Annotated in this window: 16 protein-coding genes and 2 pseudogenes; 14 read left to right on the top strand and 4 right to left on the bottom strand. The window is 59.6% G+C overall.

Annotated features, from left to right (window positions below; all coding sequences use genetic code 11):
- The 12 genes and pseudogenes from MYY08_RS09450 to fliR form a co-directional block, all read left to right on the top strand.
- Positions 1-201: hypothetical protein (locus tag MYY08_RS09450; RefSeq protein WP_288013967.1), on the top strand; the 201-nt coding region annotated here is incomplete at its 5' end.
- The gene (gene fliF / locus MYY08_RS09445) at positions 153-1,811 is read left to right on the top strand and encodes a flagellar basal-body MS-ring/collar protein FliF (RefSeq protein WP_333898002.1); all 1,659 of its coding nucleotides are present in this window, start codon (positions 153-155) and stop codon (positions 1,809-1,811) included. The genes MYY08_RS09450 and fliF, both read left to right, overlap by 49 nt.
- On the top strand, positions 1,811-2,797 hold the full coding sequence (gene fliG, locus MYY08_RS09440) for a flagellar motor switch protein FliG (protein WP_190296321.1): 987 nt from the start codon (positions 1,811-1,813) through the stop codon (positions 2,795-2,797). The genes fliF and fliG overlap by 1 nt, the downstream gene beginning before the upstream one ends.
- Positions 2,790-3,491: a flagellar assembly protein FliH gene (locus MYY08_RS09435; protein WP_190296322.1), complete on the top strand. Its 702-nt coding sequence runs from the start codon at positions 2,790-2,792 to the stop codon at positions 3,489-3,491. The genes fliG and MYY08_RS09435 overlap by 8 nt, the downstream gene beginning before the upstream one ends.
- Positions 3,488-4,324, top strand: a pseudogene (gene fliI / locus MYY08_RS09430) (flagellum-specific ATP synthase FliI); the annotation flags it as partial. The gene MYY08_RS09435 and the pseudogene fliI, both read left to right, overlap by 4 nt.
- A 41-nt stretch (positions 4,325-4,365) precedes the next feature.
- Positions 4,366-4,671, top strand: coding sequence for a flagellar basal body-associated FliL family protein (locus MYY08_RS09425; RefSeq protein WP_502888458.1), 306 nt, complete (start codon positions 4,366-4,368; stop codon positions 4,669-4,671).
- A gap of 5 nt (positions 4,672-4,676) precedes the next feature.
- On the top strand, positions 4,677-5,690 hold the full coding sequence (fliM, locus tag MYY08_RS09420; RefSeq protein WP_084971583.1) for a flagellar motor switch protein FliM: 1,014 nt from the start codon (positions 4,677-4,679) through the stop codon (positions 5,688-5,690).
- A complete protein-coding gene (gene fliN, locus MYY08_RS09415; RefSeq protein ID WP_190296326.1) occupies positions 5,683-6,087 on the top strand; it encodes a flagellar motor switch protein FliN in 405 nt (134 codons plus the stop codon). Before fliM ends, fliN begins: the two co-directional genes overlap by 8 nt.
- A gap of 31 nt (positions 6,088-6,118) precedes the next feature.
- Complete coding sequence (gene fliO, locus MYY08_RS09410; RefSeq protein ID WP_244555356.1) at positions 6,119-6,475, top strand: flagellar biosynthetic protein FliO; 357 nt, start codon at positions 6,119-6,121, stop codon at positions 6,473-6,475.
- Positions 6,472-7,224, top strand: a complete 753-nt coding sequence (fliP, locus tag MYY08_RS09405; protein ID WP_190296327.1) for a flagellar type III secretion system pore protein FliP — start codon at positions 6,472-6,474, stop codon at positions 7,222-7,224. Before fliO ends, fliP begins: the two co-directional genes overlap by 4 nt.
- Before the next feature lie 12 nt (positions 7,225-7,236).
- Positions 7,237-7,506 (top strand): flagellar biosynthesis protein FliQ, encoded by a 270-nt coding sequence (gene fliQ, locus MYY08_RS09400; protein WP_084971577.1) that lies wholly within the window; start codon positions 7,237-7,239, stop codon positions 7,504-7,506.
- Positions 7,507-7,509: 3 nt separating this feature from the next.
- Positions 7,510-8,292, top strand: coding sequence for a flagellar biosynthetic protein FliR (fliR, locus tag MYY08_RS09395; protein ID WP_190296328.1), 783 nt, complete (start codon positions 7,510-7,512; stop codon positions 8,290-8,292).
- Between the two features lie 77 nt (positions 8,293-8,369).
- On the opposite strand, the gene MYY08_RS09390 is transcribed toward fliR, so the two are convergent.
- The 3 genes from MYY08_RS09390 to MYY08_RS09380 all read right to left on the bottom strand — a co-directional run bounded on the left by MYY08_RS09390 (position 8,370) and on the right by MYY08_RS09380 (position 14,016).
- On the bottom strand, positions 8,370-9,632 hold the full coding sequence (locus MYY08_RS09390) for an MFS transporter (RefSeq protein ID WP_288013965.1): 1,263 nt from the start codon (positions 9,630-9,632) through the stop codon (positions 8,370-8,372).
- A 67-nt stretch (positions 9,633-9,699) separates the two neighbouring features.
- Complete coding sequence (locus tag MYY08_RS09385; protein ID WP_190296330.1) at positions 9,700-12,795, bottom strand: beta-galactosidase; 3,096 nt, start codon at positions 12,793-12,795, stop codon at positions 9,700-9,702.
- 135 nt (positions 12,796-12,930) lie between these two features.
- Positions 12,931-14,016: a LacI family DNA-binding transcriptional regulator gene (locus MYY08_RS09380; RefSeq protein ID WP_190296331.1), complete on the bottom strand. Its 1,086-nt coding sequence runs from the start codon at positions 14,014-14,016 to the stop codon at positions 12,931-12,933.
- 271 nt (positions 14,017-14,287) lie between these two features.
- On the opposite strand from MYY08_RS09380, the pseudogene MYY08_RS09375 reads away from it, so the two are divergent.
- Positions 14,288-14,467, top strand: a pseudogene (locus MYY08_RS09375) (LysR family transcriptional regulator); the annotation flags it as partial.
- 199 nt (positions 14,468-14,666) lie between these two features.
- A complete protein-coding gene (murP, locus tag MYY08_RS09370; protein ID WP_084971619.1) occupies positions 14,667-16,106 on the top strand; it encodes a PTS N-acetylmuramic acid transporter subunit IIBC in 1,440 nt (479 codons plus the stop codon).
- 166 nt (positions 16,107-16,272) lie between these two features.
- On the opposite strand, the gene MYY08_RS09365 is transcribed toward murP, so the two are convergent.
- Positions 16,273-16,396 (bottom strand): IS1 family transposase (locus MYY08_RS09365; RefSeq protein WP_001680212.1); only part of this gene is annotated, 124 nt, incomplete at its 5' end.

Genomic DNA, 16,396 nt, shown 5'->3' with positions numbered 1-16,396 from the left:
TTATTAATGGTTAATATTTTTCTTAAATGGCGGATAATATTGCAAAGGCGCAGTGCCGGTAAAAGGCATTGCGCCTGTTTTACTGGAGTTGGCGTGCTGATTAACGGCTTATGGTGCAGATTGCATCATCTATTTTCAGGCAGGATGACCGCATGGATGCCAACAATAAGAGTAATAAGATTAACGCTTCTTTCAATTTAATGTCAGCTTTGGAACGCATTCGCGCAAATCCCAGATTTATATTTATGATTCTGGCTGCGGCCGCGATGTCCGTGGTGATTGCGTTATTCTTCTGGGCCCGTACGCCAGACTACCGCACCCTTTACAGCAACATCAGCGACGAAGATGGCGGCGCCATTGTGGCGCAGCTGGCGCAGATGAATGTGCCCTATCGCTTTCAGGAGCATGGCGGCGCCATTATGGTGCCTGCCGATCGCGTCTATGAGGCTCGCCTGAAGCTGGCCCAGCAGGGTCTGCCCAAAGGAGGGCAGGTCGGCTTTGAACTGCTCGACCAGGAGAAGTTCGGCCTCAGCCAGTTTAATGAACAGATCAACTATCAGCGCGCGCTGGAAGGCGAGCTGGCGCGCACCATTGAAAAGCTGGGGCCGGTAAAGAGCGCGCGCGTGCATCTGGCGATGCCGAAACAGACGCTGTTCGTGCGCGAACAAAAATCCCCTTCTGCTTCCGTCACGCTGAATCTGAACGCGGGCCGCGCGCTGGACGCCGGACAGGTGAGCGCCATCAGCTGGCTGATCTCCAGCGCCGTGCCCGGCCTGAACGCCGATAACGTCACGCTGGTCGATCAGAACGGCAATCTGCTGACCCAGCGCGGCGATCGGGCGATTCAGACCAGCCAGCTGAAATATATCAACGAGGTTGAGGCGGACTATCGCCAGCGCATTCAGGCGATCCTTGCCCCCGTAGTGGGCGCGGCGAACGTCAAAACGCAGGTTACCGCGCAGATCGATTTTACGACCCATGAGCAAACGGCGGAGCAGTATCAGCCGAACGGCACGCCGGAAACCATGGCGGTGCGCAGCCGTCACGCCAGCAGCAGCGAGCAGGGCAATAAGGCGGGGCCGGGCGGCGTGCCGGGCGCGTTAAGCAATCAGCCGCCGACGCCAGCCACCGCGCCGATTACCCAGCCCGCGGCTAACGCCGCGCAGAACGGCATCCAGAATGGCACGGTGACCACCGTTCCCTATAACCGACAGAACGACGAAACCACCAACTACGAGCTGAACCGTACGCTCACCCACACCAAACGCAGCGCGGGCGCCATCGAACGGCTTTCCGTCGCCGTGGTGGTGAACTATCAGACCGATGACGAAGGCAAACCGGTCGCGCTGAGCAAAGAGCGTATGGAGCAGATTCAGGCGCTGGTCAAAGAGGCGATGGGCTACTCCAGCGCGCGCGGCGACACGCTGAACGTGGTCAACTCGCCGTTCAACGACAGCCCGACCGAACCGGAAATCCCGTTCTGGCGTGAACCTGGCTTTATCGATCTGCTGATGTCGGCAGGCCGTTACCTGATGGTGGCGCTGGTGGCGCTGATCCTGTGGCGCAAGATGCTGCAACCTTTCTGGATCAAGCATCAGCAGCTGGCGCTGCAAAAGCTGGAGCTGGAAAAGGAGGCGCGTCAGGCAGAGCTGAATGCGCAGTTACGTAAGGCGGAAATGCATGAGCAGGCGAAAGCGCAGCAGCGTGTGGAAACAGAAGTTAATATCCAGCAGCTGCGCAACACCGCTGAGCAAGATCCGCAGGTTATCGCCCTCGTCATCCGCCGCTGGATGAATAAGGAGCAGTCTTGATGAACGCATGCGAAAAAAGCGCGGTGATTATGCTGACGCTCGGCGAAGAGCGCGCCGCCGAGGTATTTCGTCATCTCAGCACCCATGAAGTGACGCAGATCAGCGGCGCAATGGTCAGCATGAGCGGCTTTACCCATGAGCAGCTGAGCGAGGCGCTGAAAGAGTTTCAGCGCGACGCCAGCGAATTCGCCGCGCTGAACATCAATACCAACGATTATCTGCGCAACGTGCTGGTGCAGGCGCTGGGCGAAGAGCGCGCCTCCAGCCTGCTGGAAGATCTGCTGGATACGCAAGGCAACAACAACGGTATCGAAGCCCTTAACTTTATGGAGCCGCAGGCGGTATTTGAGCTGATTCATGAAGAACATCCGCAGATTATCGCCACCATTCTGGTACACCTGAAACGCGCGCAGGCGGCAGATGTGCTGACCCGCTTCGACGAGCGCGAGCGCAACGACATCATGCTGCGTATCGCCACCTTCGGCGGCGTGCAGCCGGCGGCGTTGCAGGAGCTGACCGAGGTGCTGAACAACCTGCTGCACGGTCAGAATCTGAAACGCAGCAAAATGGGCGGCGTTCGTCCGGCAGCCGAAATTCTTAACCTGATGAAATCGCAGCAGGAAGAGGCCGCCATCGAAGCGGTGCGCGAATTCGACCAGGAGCTGGCGCAAAAAATCATCGACGAAATGTTCCTGTTCGAAAACCTGCTGGATATAGAAGACCGCAGCATCCAGCGCATCCTGCAGGATGTAGATAACGAAACGCTGATTATCGCCCTGAAAGGGGCCGAACAGCCGCTGCGCGACAAGTTCTTCCGCAATATGTCGAAGCGTCAGGCGGATATCATGCGCGAAGATCTCAACGTGCGCGGACCGGTGCGCATGTCGCAGGTGGAAGCGGAGCAGAAAAATATTCTGCAAGTGGTGCGCCGCTTAGCCGAAAGCGGCGAGATCAATATCGGAGGCAGCGAGGATGTCTATGTCTGATGCGCAGCCGGCCCTGGCCTGGCAGAGCTGGCAGCCAGAGGATCTCTGCGCGCCGGATAGTCTGCCGGAGATTTTTCCGTTGACCGACGGCGAACCGACGGAGCAGCAGCGTCAGATGGAGCTGCAACGCCTGCGGCAACAGGCGGAGCAGCGAGGTCTGGCGCAGGGCCAGGCGAAGGGGCTGGAGGAGGGCCGCAAGCAGGGCTACGACGAAGGCTTTTTGCAGGGGCAGCAGGCGGGCAGAGAGCAGGGACTGGCGGAAGCGCGCGAGCAGCAGGCGCAGATCCTGGCACAGTTCTCCACACTGCTGGAATCCTTCCAGACCTCGGTCGACAATCTGGAGAAGGTGATCCCGTCGCGTCTGGTGCAGATGGCGCTGATAGCGGCGCGCGCCGCGATCGGCAAAAGCCTGGCATGCGACAGCAGCTTCCTGCTGGAAAAAATTCAGGCGCTGTTGCAGGCCGAGCCGCTGTTCCAGGCGCCCGCACAGCTTTGGATCAGCACGGATGAGCTGCCGGCGGTACAGGCGCAGCTGAGCGAACTGCTGGCGAAGCAGGGCTGGGAGCTGCGCGCCGACGAAACCATGCTGCCGGGCGGCTGCCGCATCACCTCCGCCGAAGGCGAACTGGATGCGACCGTCAACGGCAGCTGGCAGGCGCTGTGTCAGATCTGCCGAGAGGATTACGCGGCATGAGCCAGCGCCTTTCGCAATGGCTACAGGCTATTGAGGATAAAGAGCAGCGCATCGCCGCGCTGCCGACGACGCGCCGTTACGGCAGGCTAACCCGCGCCACCGGACTGGTGATGGAGGCGGTCGGCCTGACGTTGCCTATCGGCACGCTCTGTCGGGTCGAGCGCGACAGCGCCCACGGCGGCGACAGCGTGGAGAGCGAGGTCGTGGGCTTTAACGGCCAGCTGCTTTACCTGATGCCGCTGGAAAACGTCGACGGCATTCTGCCGGGCGCGCGCGTTTACGCGCCCGATACCGGCAGCGCCAAAGGCAAGCTGCTGCCGCTGGGCCACGCCCTGCTGGGCCGCGTGCTGGATGCGCGCGCCCGTCCGCTGGACGGCCTGCCCGCGCCCGATACGCGTCAGCGCGGCGCGCTGTTTTCAGTGCCCTTTAACCCGCTGCTGCGCGATCCGATTAAATCGGTGCTGGATGTCGGCGTGCGCGCCATCAACGGCCTGTTAACGGTGGGCCGCGGTCAGCGCATGGGGCTGTTCGCCGGTTCCGGCGTCGGCAAAAGCGTACTGCTCGGCATGATGGCGCGCTATACCAAAGCGGATGTGATCGTGGTCGGCCTGATCGGCGAGCGTGGCCGTGAAGTTAAAGATTTTATTGAAAATATCCTCGGCAAAGAGGGGCTGAGCCGCGCGGTGGTGATCGCCGCGCCCGCTGACGTATCGCCGATTCTGCGTATGCAGGGCGCCGATTACGCCACGCGCATCGCCGAGGATTTCCGCGATCGGGGGCTGAATGTGCTGCTGATTATGGATTCGCTGACGCGCTACGCGATGGCGCCGCGCCTGTCGCCGCTCACCCCGTTGCGTCGGTCATACCGGTTTACGTGCCGCTGGACACCTTTACCGTTAGCTTGAAGCCTGACGAAGAAGAGCACGATCGGGTGCTTTATATCGGATTAACGCTGCGCGTCGGCAACGATAATGATAAGGCGCTGATTGAGCAATATTTGCCGGAGGTGCGCAGCCGCCTGTTGATGTTATTTTCCGAATTTAGCGCGGCAGAATTATCCCATCATGAAGGCAAAGAGAAACTCATCAAGGAGATTAAACAGGCTTTAGGCAAACCGCTGGACGCCAGACAGGGCATCGTTGTCACGGACGTTTTATTTAACGCCTTTATTTTACGGTAATTTTCATGTCTGACAGCATTTTATCGCAGGCTGAAATCGACCGCCTGTTGAACGGTGGCAATAATAGCGAAATCGAGCATGCGGCGGACCAGCGTCTCAGCGAGGACGCGATTAAGCCCTATGATCCGAATACGCAGCGTCGCGTGGTGCGCGAGCGTCTGCATTCGCTTGAGATCATCAACGAACGTTTCGCCCGCCAGTTCCGCATGGGGCTGTTTAATCTGCTGCGGCGCAGCCCGGACATTACCGCCGGCAATATCAAAATTCAGCCTTACCATGAGTTTGCGCGCAATTTGCCGGTGCCGACCAACCTCAATCTGGTGCATATGAACCCGCTGCGCGGCACGGCGCTGTTCGTCTTTTCCCCCAGCCTGGTGTTTATGGCGGTGGATAACCTGTTCGGCGGCGACGGTCGCTTTCCCACCAAGGTGGAAGGGCGGGAGTTCACGCCGACCGAGCAGCGGATTATCAAGCGCATGCTGTCGATGGCCCTGGAGGCGTACGACTATGCCTGGAGCTCTATTTTCAAACTCGAAACCGAGTATGTGCGTGCCGAAATTCAGGTGAAGTTCACCAACATCACCTCTTCGCCCAACGATATCGTGGTGACCACGCCGTTCTACGTCGAGATCGGCTCGCAAAGCGGCGAGTTCGATATCTGCATCCCCTTCAGCATTATCGAGCCGCTGCGTGAGCTGTTGACCAATCCGCCGCTGGAGAACTCGCGCCAGGAGGATGATCACTGGCGCACGGTGCTGGCGTCGCAGGTGAAAGATACCGAGCTGGAACTGGTGGCGAACTTCACTGAAGTGCAGACGCGGCTGTCGAAAATCCTCGCGTTGCAGGCTGGCGACGTGATCCCGCTGGATAAGCCCGACTACGTGGAAGCCTGCGTGGATGGCTTCCCGGTTCTGGCGGGCAAATATGGCTGTGTAAACGGCCAGTACGCTCTCAAGGTCGAGCAACTACTTAACCCTACGTTACCGTCATTAGATAAGGAGCAATGTCCCCATGAGTGACGCCAAACAACCGTCTGGTGCTGACGAACCATCTGTGGACAGCCTTTGGGGTGAAGCGTTGGTCGAGCAAATGACGGCGGAAAGCCAGCCCGCCGCGCCGGTAATGCCGAAAGAGGCGCCGGTGGCCGCGTTCAGCGAGGACCTCAAGCTGATCCTCGATATCCCGGTAAAGATGACCGTCGAACTGGGACGCACCAAAATGACCATTAAGGAGCTGCTGCGGCTGAGCCAGGGTTCAGTGGTGACGCTGGACGGCCTTGCCGGTGAGCCGCTCGATATCCTGATCAACGGCTACTTAATCGCGCAGGGCGAAGTGGTGGTGGTCTCCGATAAATTCGGCGTCCGCATCACCGACATCATTACGCCTTCTGAACGCATGCAGCGCTTAAGCCGCTGATGCCGCGTCGGAACGCGAACGGGAACAGACAGTGACAGATACTTCAACGCCAGTCTCGCTGGCGACGCAGATCGGCGGCGCGATGGCGCTGGTTATTTTGCTGATCTTCGCCTGCGCCTGGCTGGCGCGGCGCTGCGGCGTGGCGGGGCGCGTGCGTGCGGATGGCACGCAGATCGCGGTCAAAGCGAGCTATTCGCTGGGACAGCGTGAACGGCTGGTGGTAGTCGATGTGGACGGCGAGCGGCTGCTGCTCGGCGTGACGCCGGGCGCGATTACGCGCCTTGGACGTCTGGCGAAACCGACGACGCCGACAGAGAGCGCCGCGCCCGATTTCTCCCTGACCCTGAAGCGCCTGCTGAAGCGCGGCAAAACGGAGCCTGAACAATGAGCGCGCGTTTTAGCCAGCGTTGCCGGTTCGCCGCGCTGTTGTTGCCGCTGCTGCTGCTGTCGGGCCACGCCTGGGCCGCCAACGGCGATATTCTGCTAACGCGCGGCGGGGGCGGCGAGAGCTGGTCGCTGCCGATCCAGACGCTGGTGCTGCTCACCTCGCTGACCTTTTTACCGGCGATCCTGCTGATGATGACCGGCTTCACCCGCATCATTATCGTGTTGGGGCTGCTGCGCAACGCGCTCGGCACGCCGTCGACGCCGCCTAATCAGGTGCTGCTGGGGCTGGCGCTGTTCGTGACCTTCTTTGTGATGTCGCCGGTGTTTAACCGCGTCTATGAGGACGCCTGGCTGCCGCTGTCGCAGGATAAGATCTCGCTGGAGGCGGCGGTGCCGCTGGCGGCCAAGCCGATGCGCGAATTTATGCTGAGCCACACGCGCGAAGCCGATCTGGCGCTCTATACGCGCATGGCGAAGCTGGATAACTACGCCTCGCCGGATGAGGTGCCGCTGCGCATTCTGCTGCCCGCGTTTGTCACCAGCGAGCTGAAAACCGGCTTTCAGATCGGCTTTGCGGTCTTTATTCCCTTTTTAATCATCGACCTGGTGGTCGCCAGCGTGCTGATGGCGCTGGGGATGATGATGGTGCCGCCCGCGACCATTTCGCTGCCGTTCAAGCTAATGCTGTTTGTGCTGGTGGACGGTTGGCAGCTCATCATGGGATCGCTGGCGCAAACCTTTATCAATTAGGCAGGATGAATCATGACGCCAGAAAGCGTAATGGCTATGGGGTTTCAGGCGATCCGCGTGGGGCTGATGATTGCGGCGCCGCTGCTGCTGGCGGCGCTGGCGACCGGTCTGGTCGTCAGCATTTTGCAGGCGTCGACCCAGATAAATGAAATGACGCTGAGCTTTATCCCGAAAATCCTGGTGATCGTCGCGGTCGCCGTCGCGCTGGGACCGTCAATGCTGGCGATCATGCTCGATTATATGCGCGCGCTCTACGGTAATCTGCCGCAGATGATTGGCTAAACCATGACCTGGTCGCTGGACGCGCTGCCGCTGCTGGTGAGCCATTACTTCTGGCCGCTGATGCGCGTGCTGGCGCTGATCGGCACGGCGCCGGTGTTTAACGATAAGGCGATCGGCAACCGGGTGAAGGTCGGGCTGGCGGCGGCTATCACGCTGCTGATCGGGCAAAGCCTGCCGGAAAACACGGTGCCGATGATCTCTGTGATGGGGCTGTGGGTGGGCTGCCAGCAGATGCTGATCGGTGCGGCGATGGGGCTGACCATCCAGCTTATCTTCGTTACCGTGCGCTACGCCGGCGAAATTATCGGCCTGCAAATGGGCCTCTCTTTCGCGACCTTTTACGATCCCTCCGGCGGCGAGAATATGCCGGTGGTCTCCCGCATCCTTAACCTGTTGGGCATTCTGCTGTTTTTGCTGTTTAACGGTCATCTGCTGATGCTGAATGCGCTGGCGGAAAGTTTTCAGCTGCTGCCGATAAGCGCCGCGCCGCTCAGCCGCGACGCCTTTATCGCGCTGCCGCAAACGGCGGGCCTGGTGTTTCAGTGCGGCGTCGGGCTGGGCCTGCCGGTGATTACGCTGCTGCTGGCCATCAACCTGACGCTCGGCCTGCTGAATCGCCTGACGCCGCAGCTGTCGATTTTCGTGGTGGGTTTTCCGCTGACGCTGGTCGTCGGCATGCTGGCGCTGCTGCTGTTGATGAACCACCTCGCACCCTACTTTTATCATCTGATAGCGCTGTTTTTCGAGCGGCTTTCGCAGATCCTGCTGCTGTTTCGCACCGGCTAAGCCACAAAAAGCGAGGCCCGCGCCATGCACAGCGCGGGCCTCTTTGCTTGCTGGCCTGTCGCCCTGTAAAAAGGGCGTCAGGCTGGCTTCACGTTATTTTTGCCGCGCGCGCGCAGCAGGCTGAGCGGGCCGTCGCCGCTGAGCGTAAAGGCGGAAAGCAGCGTAAAGGAGAGCGCCACCAGCCCCAGCACCAGGTAGGCGCCGTGGAAGCCCATGCTGTCATACATATAGCCAGCGAATAGCGACATAAAGATCATCGACAGCTGTTTAAAGAAGCAGAAGCAGACCAGGTAGATAGTGGCGGAGAAGCGCACCTCGAACTGGCTGGTGATGTATTTAAAGCAGCCGACGATCAGGAATGGCACCTCAAACATATGCAGCGTTTTCAACACCACCACCTCCAGCGCGGAGCTGGCGAAAGAGGAGCCGATAATGCGCACTGACATAATCGCGCCCGCCAGCAGCAGCGCGTTCTTGCCGCCGATGCGGTTCACAATCAGCGGCGCAAAGAACATGATCGAGGCGTTCAACAGCTCGCCCATGGTGGTGACGTAGCCGAAGACGCGCGTGCCCTGTTCGCCGGTAGTGAAGAATGAGGTAAAGAAGTTGGCGAACTGCTGGTCGAATACGTCATAGGTACAGGAGACGCCCACCACATAAAGCGACAGGAACCAGAGCTTGCGGTCTTTAAACAGCTCCAGCGCCAGGCGCAGGCTGAAAGGCGAAGAGTTAGCGCCCAGCGTGTCCGCCACCTGCGCGGAGGGCCGTGCCTGCGGTTTGGCGATAAACAGCAGAACCGCCAGGATCACCGCGCAACCGGAGCCGAGCCAGAAAACGAACTGGTTATTGATGGTGAACATGATGCCGACAATCGAGGCGCAAAGCGCCCAGCCGACGCAGCCGAACATGCGCGCGCGGCCAAATTCAAACCGGCTGCGGCGGCTGACCTTCTCAATATAGGCCTCAATCGCCGGCGCACCGCCGTTATAGATAAAGCCGAGATAGATGCCGCCGACAATCGCGCCGAGCAGAATATTGGCCTGCAACAATGGGCCAAGCACGTAGATAAAGAAGGGCGCGAACATCACCAGCATGCTGGTGATAATCCACAGCAGATGTTTTCTCAGGCCGAGCTTATCGGAAAGCAGACCGAAAATCGGCTGAAACAGCAGAGAAAACAGCGAGATGCTGGCGAAAACGAGGCCGGTATCGCTCTTGCTCAAATGGTTGATATCGTGCAGCCAGATGGGAAAGAACGGGAAATAGGCGCCCATGATGAAAAAGTAAAAGAAGAAGAACAGCCCGAACATCCAGAAGTTGGTGTTTTTCATGTAATACATAGCATTATCCTTAAAGTTATCGCGGGGCGGACTGGGCAGACCCGCCCCGGCTAACGTGCCGCGCGCCTTAACGACGCACCCAGCTCACCTGATAGTGATAGTGGCTGTCCTGTAACAAATATTCCGGCGAGACGCTGGGGCTCCAGGAGTCGTCGCCGCCGACGCCCATATGGAAGCCATCCAGGTTGAGCCAGCTGCCTTCCTCCTCGCGCAGCAGATGGCGGTGCGACGTTTCATGCAGCTGGCGCTGGCTGTAACGGCTAAGGTTGAAGTGGAAGCGGCCGCGCCATTCACTGTCGCCATACTGCAACCATTCGCTGTCGCAGCGCAGGCCGTTTTCGCTGGGAAAGACGTAAGGGGTGTAGAGCGCCGCCAGCGGCAGCGCCCAGCGATCGTAGCGGGCGGACTGCTTGCGATCCGGGTAGTTTTCATGCGGGCCGAGACCCAGCCAGCTTACCTGCGGATGCACCGCCGCCAGCTGACAGGTAAGTCCGATGCGCGCCGGCGCCGGAATGCCGCGCGCTACCTCTACGTCGACGCTGATATGCAGCTCGCCATCGCCGTCGATGCGATACGTTTTGCGGCTGATAAACAGGATCGCGCCCTGATAACGCCAGCTGTGAACGGTGCGCAACAGCACTTCCGCGCTAAGCTGCTGCGCCTCGCACTGCTCAAGCTGCGGCTCCATCTGGTAAAAGCCCGCCGCTTTCCAGCGTTCGACCCAGGCATTGGGATCGATGCGCGCCGCCTCGCTGACGCCGATATCGTTATCAAGCGGCGCGCGGGTGAACTGATCCTGCAACGGCTGTAACAGCGCGGGCTGTTCCGCTTTCCACCACTGCGTCAGCAGGCCGCTTTCGCGGCTGAACTGCCAGCGCTGCGCATCCAGCTCTACGGTAAATTCCCGCTCGCTGACGCGCAGCTGCGGCGCGGCGGCGACGGTTTTCGGCGCGGGCAACGTCAGCGGCGCGGCCAGACGCCACTGCTGCCAGGCGCAGATATGGCCTGCGTCGGACCAGGCGGTGGCGGCGATCTGCTGCACCTGCACCGTCAGCCATAGCTGACCGCTGGTGGCGACGGCGGGCAGATCTTGCAGCACGATACGCTGCGTGCCTTCCGGCGCGATATCCAGCGTCACCGCGCCGCAGGCGATCTCGCGGCCTTCCTGCGCCAGCGTCCAGAGCAATTGTTCGTTGTCGCTGCGGCGGAACAGATATTCGCTGGTCACCTCCAGCGTGACCGGCGTTTCGCTCCTGAGCGTAAACTGCCAGAACTGCTGCGCCTGCTGCGCTTCATACAGCGCCGGATGTGGCGTGCGATCGGCGAACACCAGGCCGTTCATGCAGAACTGACGGTCGTTGGGCGTATCGCCGAAGTCACCGCCGTAGGCCGCGTAAGGCTGGCCGTTTTCATCATGACGAATCAGCGACTGGTCAACCCAGTCCCAGACAAAGCCGCCCTGTAAGCGCGGATACTGGCGGAACGCCTGCCAGTATTTATGGAAGCCGCCGAAGCTGTTGCCCATCGCATGCGCGTATTCGCACAGGATGAGCGGACGATGTTCGTCCGGCATGCCGATCCATTTTTTAATTGACCACTTCGGCACCTGTGGAAACGGCTGGTCCTGATCGACGCGCGCATACATTGGGCAGACGATATCGGTCGCCGCGCTGTTGGCGCCGCCGCCTTCATACTGCACGGGCCGCGTCGGATCGTTGGATTTAATCCAGCGGTAAAGGGCGTCATGGTTGACGCCGTGGCCTGATTCGTTGCCCAGCGACCAGATAATGATAGAAGGGTGATTGCGGTCGCGCTGCACCATGCGCGTCACGCGCTCGCTCATCGCAGGCAACCAGACCGGATCGCCGGACAGACGGCTCATCGGCTCCATGCCGTGCGTCTCGATATTTGCCTCGTCCACGACATACAGGCCGTAACGGTCGCACAGGCGATACCAGAGCGGATGATTAGGGTAATGAGAACAGCGCACCGCATTGAAATTATGCTGTTTCATCAGCAGGATATCGCGGCGCATGGTCTCTTCATCCATCACCTGACCCTTTTCCGGGTGATGTTCATGACGATTAGTGCCGCGAATAAGCAGAGGCTTGCCGTTCAGCTTCAGCAGCCCCTGGGAAATTTCGACCTTACGGAAGCCGATATCGCACGCCTCCGCCTCCAGCAGCGCGCCGCTGGCATCATGCAGCAGCACTACCAGACGATAGAGCGACGGCGTTTCGGCGCTCCAGAGTTTTGGCGCGGAGACCGGCAGGCGCAGCGTGGTGCGATCGTTCCAGGCGCCGCGCTCGTCGATAATCTCGCTGCCGAGCGGCTGCTGGCGTTCGCCCAGCTTTTCCTCGCCGTCCCAGAGTTGCAGCGTGGCCTGCACGCCCTGCAAATCTTCGCCTTTCACCACCACCAGCGCATCGAGATCGGCGTAGCTGAAGCTTTCATTCAGGTGCGTTACCACCTGAAGATCGCTGATACAGGTGCGCGGCTTATGCAGCAGCGACACGTCGCGGAAGATGCCGCTCATGCGCCACATATCCTGATCTTCCAGATAACTACCGTCGCTCCAGCGCAGCACCATGACCGCCAGGCGGTTCGCGCCGGGCTGCAACACCTTGCTGAGGTCGAATTCAGAAGGCAGGCGGCTGTCCTGCGCATAGCCGATCCAATGGCCGTTGCACCAGAGGTGAAAAGCGGAATTTACGCCGTCGAAGCTCACGCGCGTCTCGCCGCTGGCGAGCCATTCCGCGTCGACGTTAAATGTGAGCGAATAACATCCTGTGGGGTTTTCTTCTGGCACGTAAGGCGGATTCACCGGAATGGGATAGTTCACGTTGGTATAGATCGGCGCGTCATAGCCTGCCATCTGCCAGTTAGACGGCACCGTGACGTCTTCCGCATCGGGCAGATCTTCCTGTAACCAGCTTTCCGGCACCGCTTCCGGGCGGGTGAAATAGCTGAACGCCCAGCGTCCGTTAAGGCTGCGCAGGCGTAAGGAGGGACGGTCGTCGCGCGCCTCTTCCGGCGTGCGCCAGCTGCAAAACGGCGGGTGGGCGGGCAGCTGATTCAGGTGGGTTATCGTCGGGTTTTCCCAGTCGCGGCGCGCCAGAACGGCGCTAAGAGAGGCGGCGGGCGAGCCTGCTTTTACGATCATATCCGGTTCCTTAATTTGCGATACGCTCACAATTTAAGGGAAATATGATTTTGCCTTGCCGGGTTGTAAAGCCACATAACCGGAATCGGTGACGGGATTCACAAATAACGCCAGGAAACCGCTGTCCAAACGGGCTTAGCCCTTTAAACGCGCCGCCTGGCGCGCCAGCTGCATCAACGCCTCTGACAGCGCCTGCGGAGAAAGCGCGGCGCGGCCTGGCGCGGCGGTGGTTTTGCGCACCACCAGGCTGACCGGCAGCAGATCGGAACGGATCGACGCTTCCGGCTGATGGATCATGTCGATCATCCGCTCCACGCTGCTTTTACCCAGCGCCCGAAAATCCTGTTTGATGGTGGTCAGCGGCGGAATAAAACAGGCGCTGTCGGCGGTATCGTCATAACCGATGACCGAGACGTCGTCCGGCACCCGCAGCCCCGCTTCGGAAAGCGCCCGCAGCGCGCCCAACGCCATCTGATCGTTGGCTACCAGCAGCGCGCCAGGCTGCGCGCCCTCATTCAACAGCCGCGACACCTGCTGATAGCCCGACAGGGCGCTCCAGTCTCCCTCCATCACCGCCATCGCCGTGATCTGTTGCTGCGCCAGCGCCTGACGCCAGCCTTCAAAGCGCAGACGGGCGGATATCGAACTTTGCGGCCCCGCCAGCAGCGCGATATCGCGATGGCCCAGCGCCAGCAGATGTTCTACGCCCAGCCGCGCGCCTTCGTCGGGATCGAAGAGCACGCTGTTGGCCGCCAGCTGCGGCGAAACATCGAGAAACAGCGCCGGCACATCCTGACAGAGCGCCGCCAGGCTTTTCGCCTCTTCATCCTGTAGCGGAATATTCACGATCATCCCGTCCACCCGCTGCGCCAGCAGGCTGTTAATCGCCGCTTTCGCCGCCTCCAGCCCGCTTTTTTCCGTCATCGAGATCATCACGTTAAAGCGCCTTTCGCTGGCGCGGGATTTAATCGCGGCTGCAATCTGCGAGGGCGCATGAAGCGAAAGATCGGACGTCGCCAGGCCCAGCGTATGTCCCATTTTTCCGGCCAGCTGCTGCGCCACGCGGTTCGGCACGTAGTTCAGCGCCGCCATCGCCGCTTCCACCCGCTGCCGGGTCTTTTCTGACACGTTTTCCGCCTGGTTGATCACCCGCGAAACGGTTTGATAAGAGACACCTGCATGCTGTGCCACATCATAGAGCGTGGTCGACTTCGCTTTCATCCCGGCTTCCTTCGGCTATCCGCACAGGGCTGTGCTGTTACTGAAGGCGAAATAGTATGTCGGGGCGGGAATAAAGTAAAAACGGAGGAGACAGGAACCGGAGAGAGCGCGAAAAGTATGCCGCCCGCCTGACGAAAAAGCGGTTTTTCACAAAGATGAAACCCCTTGCTGCTGTTGAACATTCTTATCTGCCCGGCCCGCCTGTCGCGCTTATACCGGCTTTCAGCGGCTGGCGATCCACGCAGCCGGGCGTCACCCAGCCTGCGTTAAGTATGTCTGGGAGTTCGATGATAAAGAAGGGCCGGTGAACGTACGGGTCGACGATCAGCTGATTTTCAATACCTCGGCGCATAGGGTAGATGCGGCGCTGGCCGGTTTGGGCATCGCTTTTCTGCCGGAGGAGTTCGGTTCGCATATTGAAGAGGGACGGCTGATGCGCGTGCTGGAAAGCGGCGCGCGCTATCGGGAACAATAAGGCTATGCCTTGTAAACGGCCGCTTTCAGCGCGGCTGACGCCGGGTGGGTTGTATGAGAGAGCTCACATTTACTTCAAAATGAATAAATTATTCATTTAGTTTAAAAAATGAATAATAGATTATTCCTGTTTGATAAAAAGAGAAAGCGGCGCCGATAAAGGCGGAGGACAGAGCATGGCTAAAATCACGGAACAGCTTGTTGCCACTGTTTTGCAACTGGTTGGCGATAAACAGAATATCCAGGCCTGCGGACACTGTATGACGCGCCTGCGCCTGACGCTTAATGACGATCGACTGATCCAGCAGGAGAAGCTGAAAGCGCTGGACGGCGTGCTGGGCGTTATCAACAGTGACGATCAGCTGCAAATCGTGCTCGGCCCCGGTAAAGCGCAAACGGCCGCAGAGATGATGAATATCATGCTGGCGCAGGATGCGTCGCCAGCCGGGCCGCAGGCTATCGGCTCGGCGGCCAGCGAGACAAAACAAAAGATGAAGGCCCGGCAAACCAGTCTGGTGCATCAGTTTCTGGCGAAGTTCGCCACCATCTTTACGCCGCTGATCCCAGGCTTTATCGCCGCCGGGATGCTGCTGGGTTTCGCCACCCTGATTGAGCAGGGTCTGTTGACCAGCGCCGCCGATAAAAATGGCGCGATAGCGCATATCGTGGGCTATATGAAGCTTTTCGGCAAAGGCCTGTTTACCTTTCTGCCTGTCCTGATCGGCTATAACGCCCAGAAAGCGTTCGGCGGTTCCGGCGTCAACGGCGCTATTATCGCTTCCCTGTTTTTACTGGGATATAACCCGGATGCGACCACCGGCTATTTCTCCGGCATCGATAACTTTTTCGGCATGGGCATTGAGCCGCGCGGCAATATCATCGGCGTTCTGATCGCCTCGATGCTGGGCGCGTGGATAGAGCGGCAGCTGCGCAAAATCATTCCCGACAGCCTGGATATGATTCTGACCTCTACGCTGGCGCTGCTGATTACCGGGGCGTTGACCTTTACGCTGATTATGCCCTTCGGCGGAGAACTGTTTAAAGGCATGTCCTGGCTGTTTCTGCATCTTAACGGCAACCCTTTTGGCTGCGCTGTTCTGGCCGGTCTGTTCCTGATCGCCGTGGTGTTTGGCGTACATCAGGGCTTTATCCCGGTCTATTTTGCGTTGATGGATGTACAGGGCTTTAACTCGCTTTTCCCGATTCTGGCGATGGCGGGAGGCGGACAGGTCGGCGCGGCGCTGGCGCTTTATTGCCGTTCCGCGCACGGCTCGATGACGCGCAACCAGGTGAAAGGAGCGATTATTCCGGGGCTGCTGGGCGTGGGCGAGCCGTTAATTTATGCGGTTACGCTGCCGCGCATGAAGCCTTTCGTCACCGCCTGCATCGGCGGCGCCTGCGGCGGCTTCTTTATCGGCCTGGTGGCCTGGCTCGGCCTGCCGGTCGGTTTAAACACCGTGTTCGGCCCGTCGGGCCTGGTTTCCCTGCCACTGATGACCTCCGGTGAGGGCATTTACGCAGGGATGGCGATTTACGCTGCGGGCATGGTTATCTCCTGGGCCGCAGGGTTTATCGTTACCTGGCTGTTCGGCTATAAAGGCGTCGATCTCAGTTAACAAGGGCGCTTTTCAGGCCATTGACGACCGGCGGCATGCGCTTTGCCGCCGGCGGGTTAAGAAGGGGCGTGCCTGGGGTAGCGACGGGCGATGCCGAACGCACGACCAGCGCGGCGCTGGACGTTGTTTCCGCCATCTCCAGCGCGTGCGCGGTAATGACTCCAACTTATTGATAGTGTTTTATGTTCAGATAATGCCCGATGACTTTGTCATGCAGCTCCACCGATTTTGAGAACGACAGCGACTTCCGTCCCAGCCGTGCCAGGTGCTGCCTCAGATTCAGGTTATGC

Source organism: Mixta sp., from assembly GCF_024610815.1.
Taxonomy (GTDB): domain Bacteria; phylum Pseudomonadota; class Gammaproteobacteria; order Enterobacterales; family Enterobacteriaceae; genus Mixta; species Mixta calida.
This window is presented reverse-complemented; position numbering and strand designations above follow the sequence as displayed.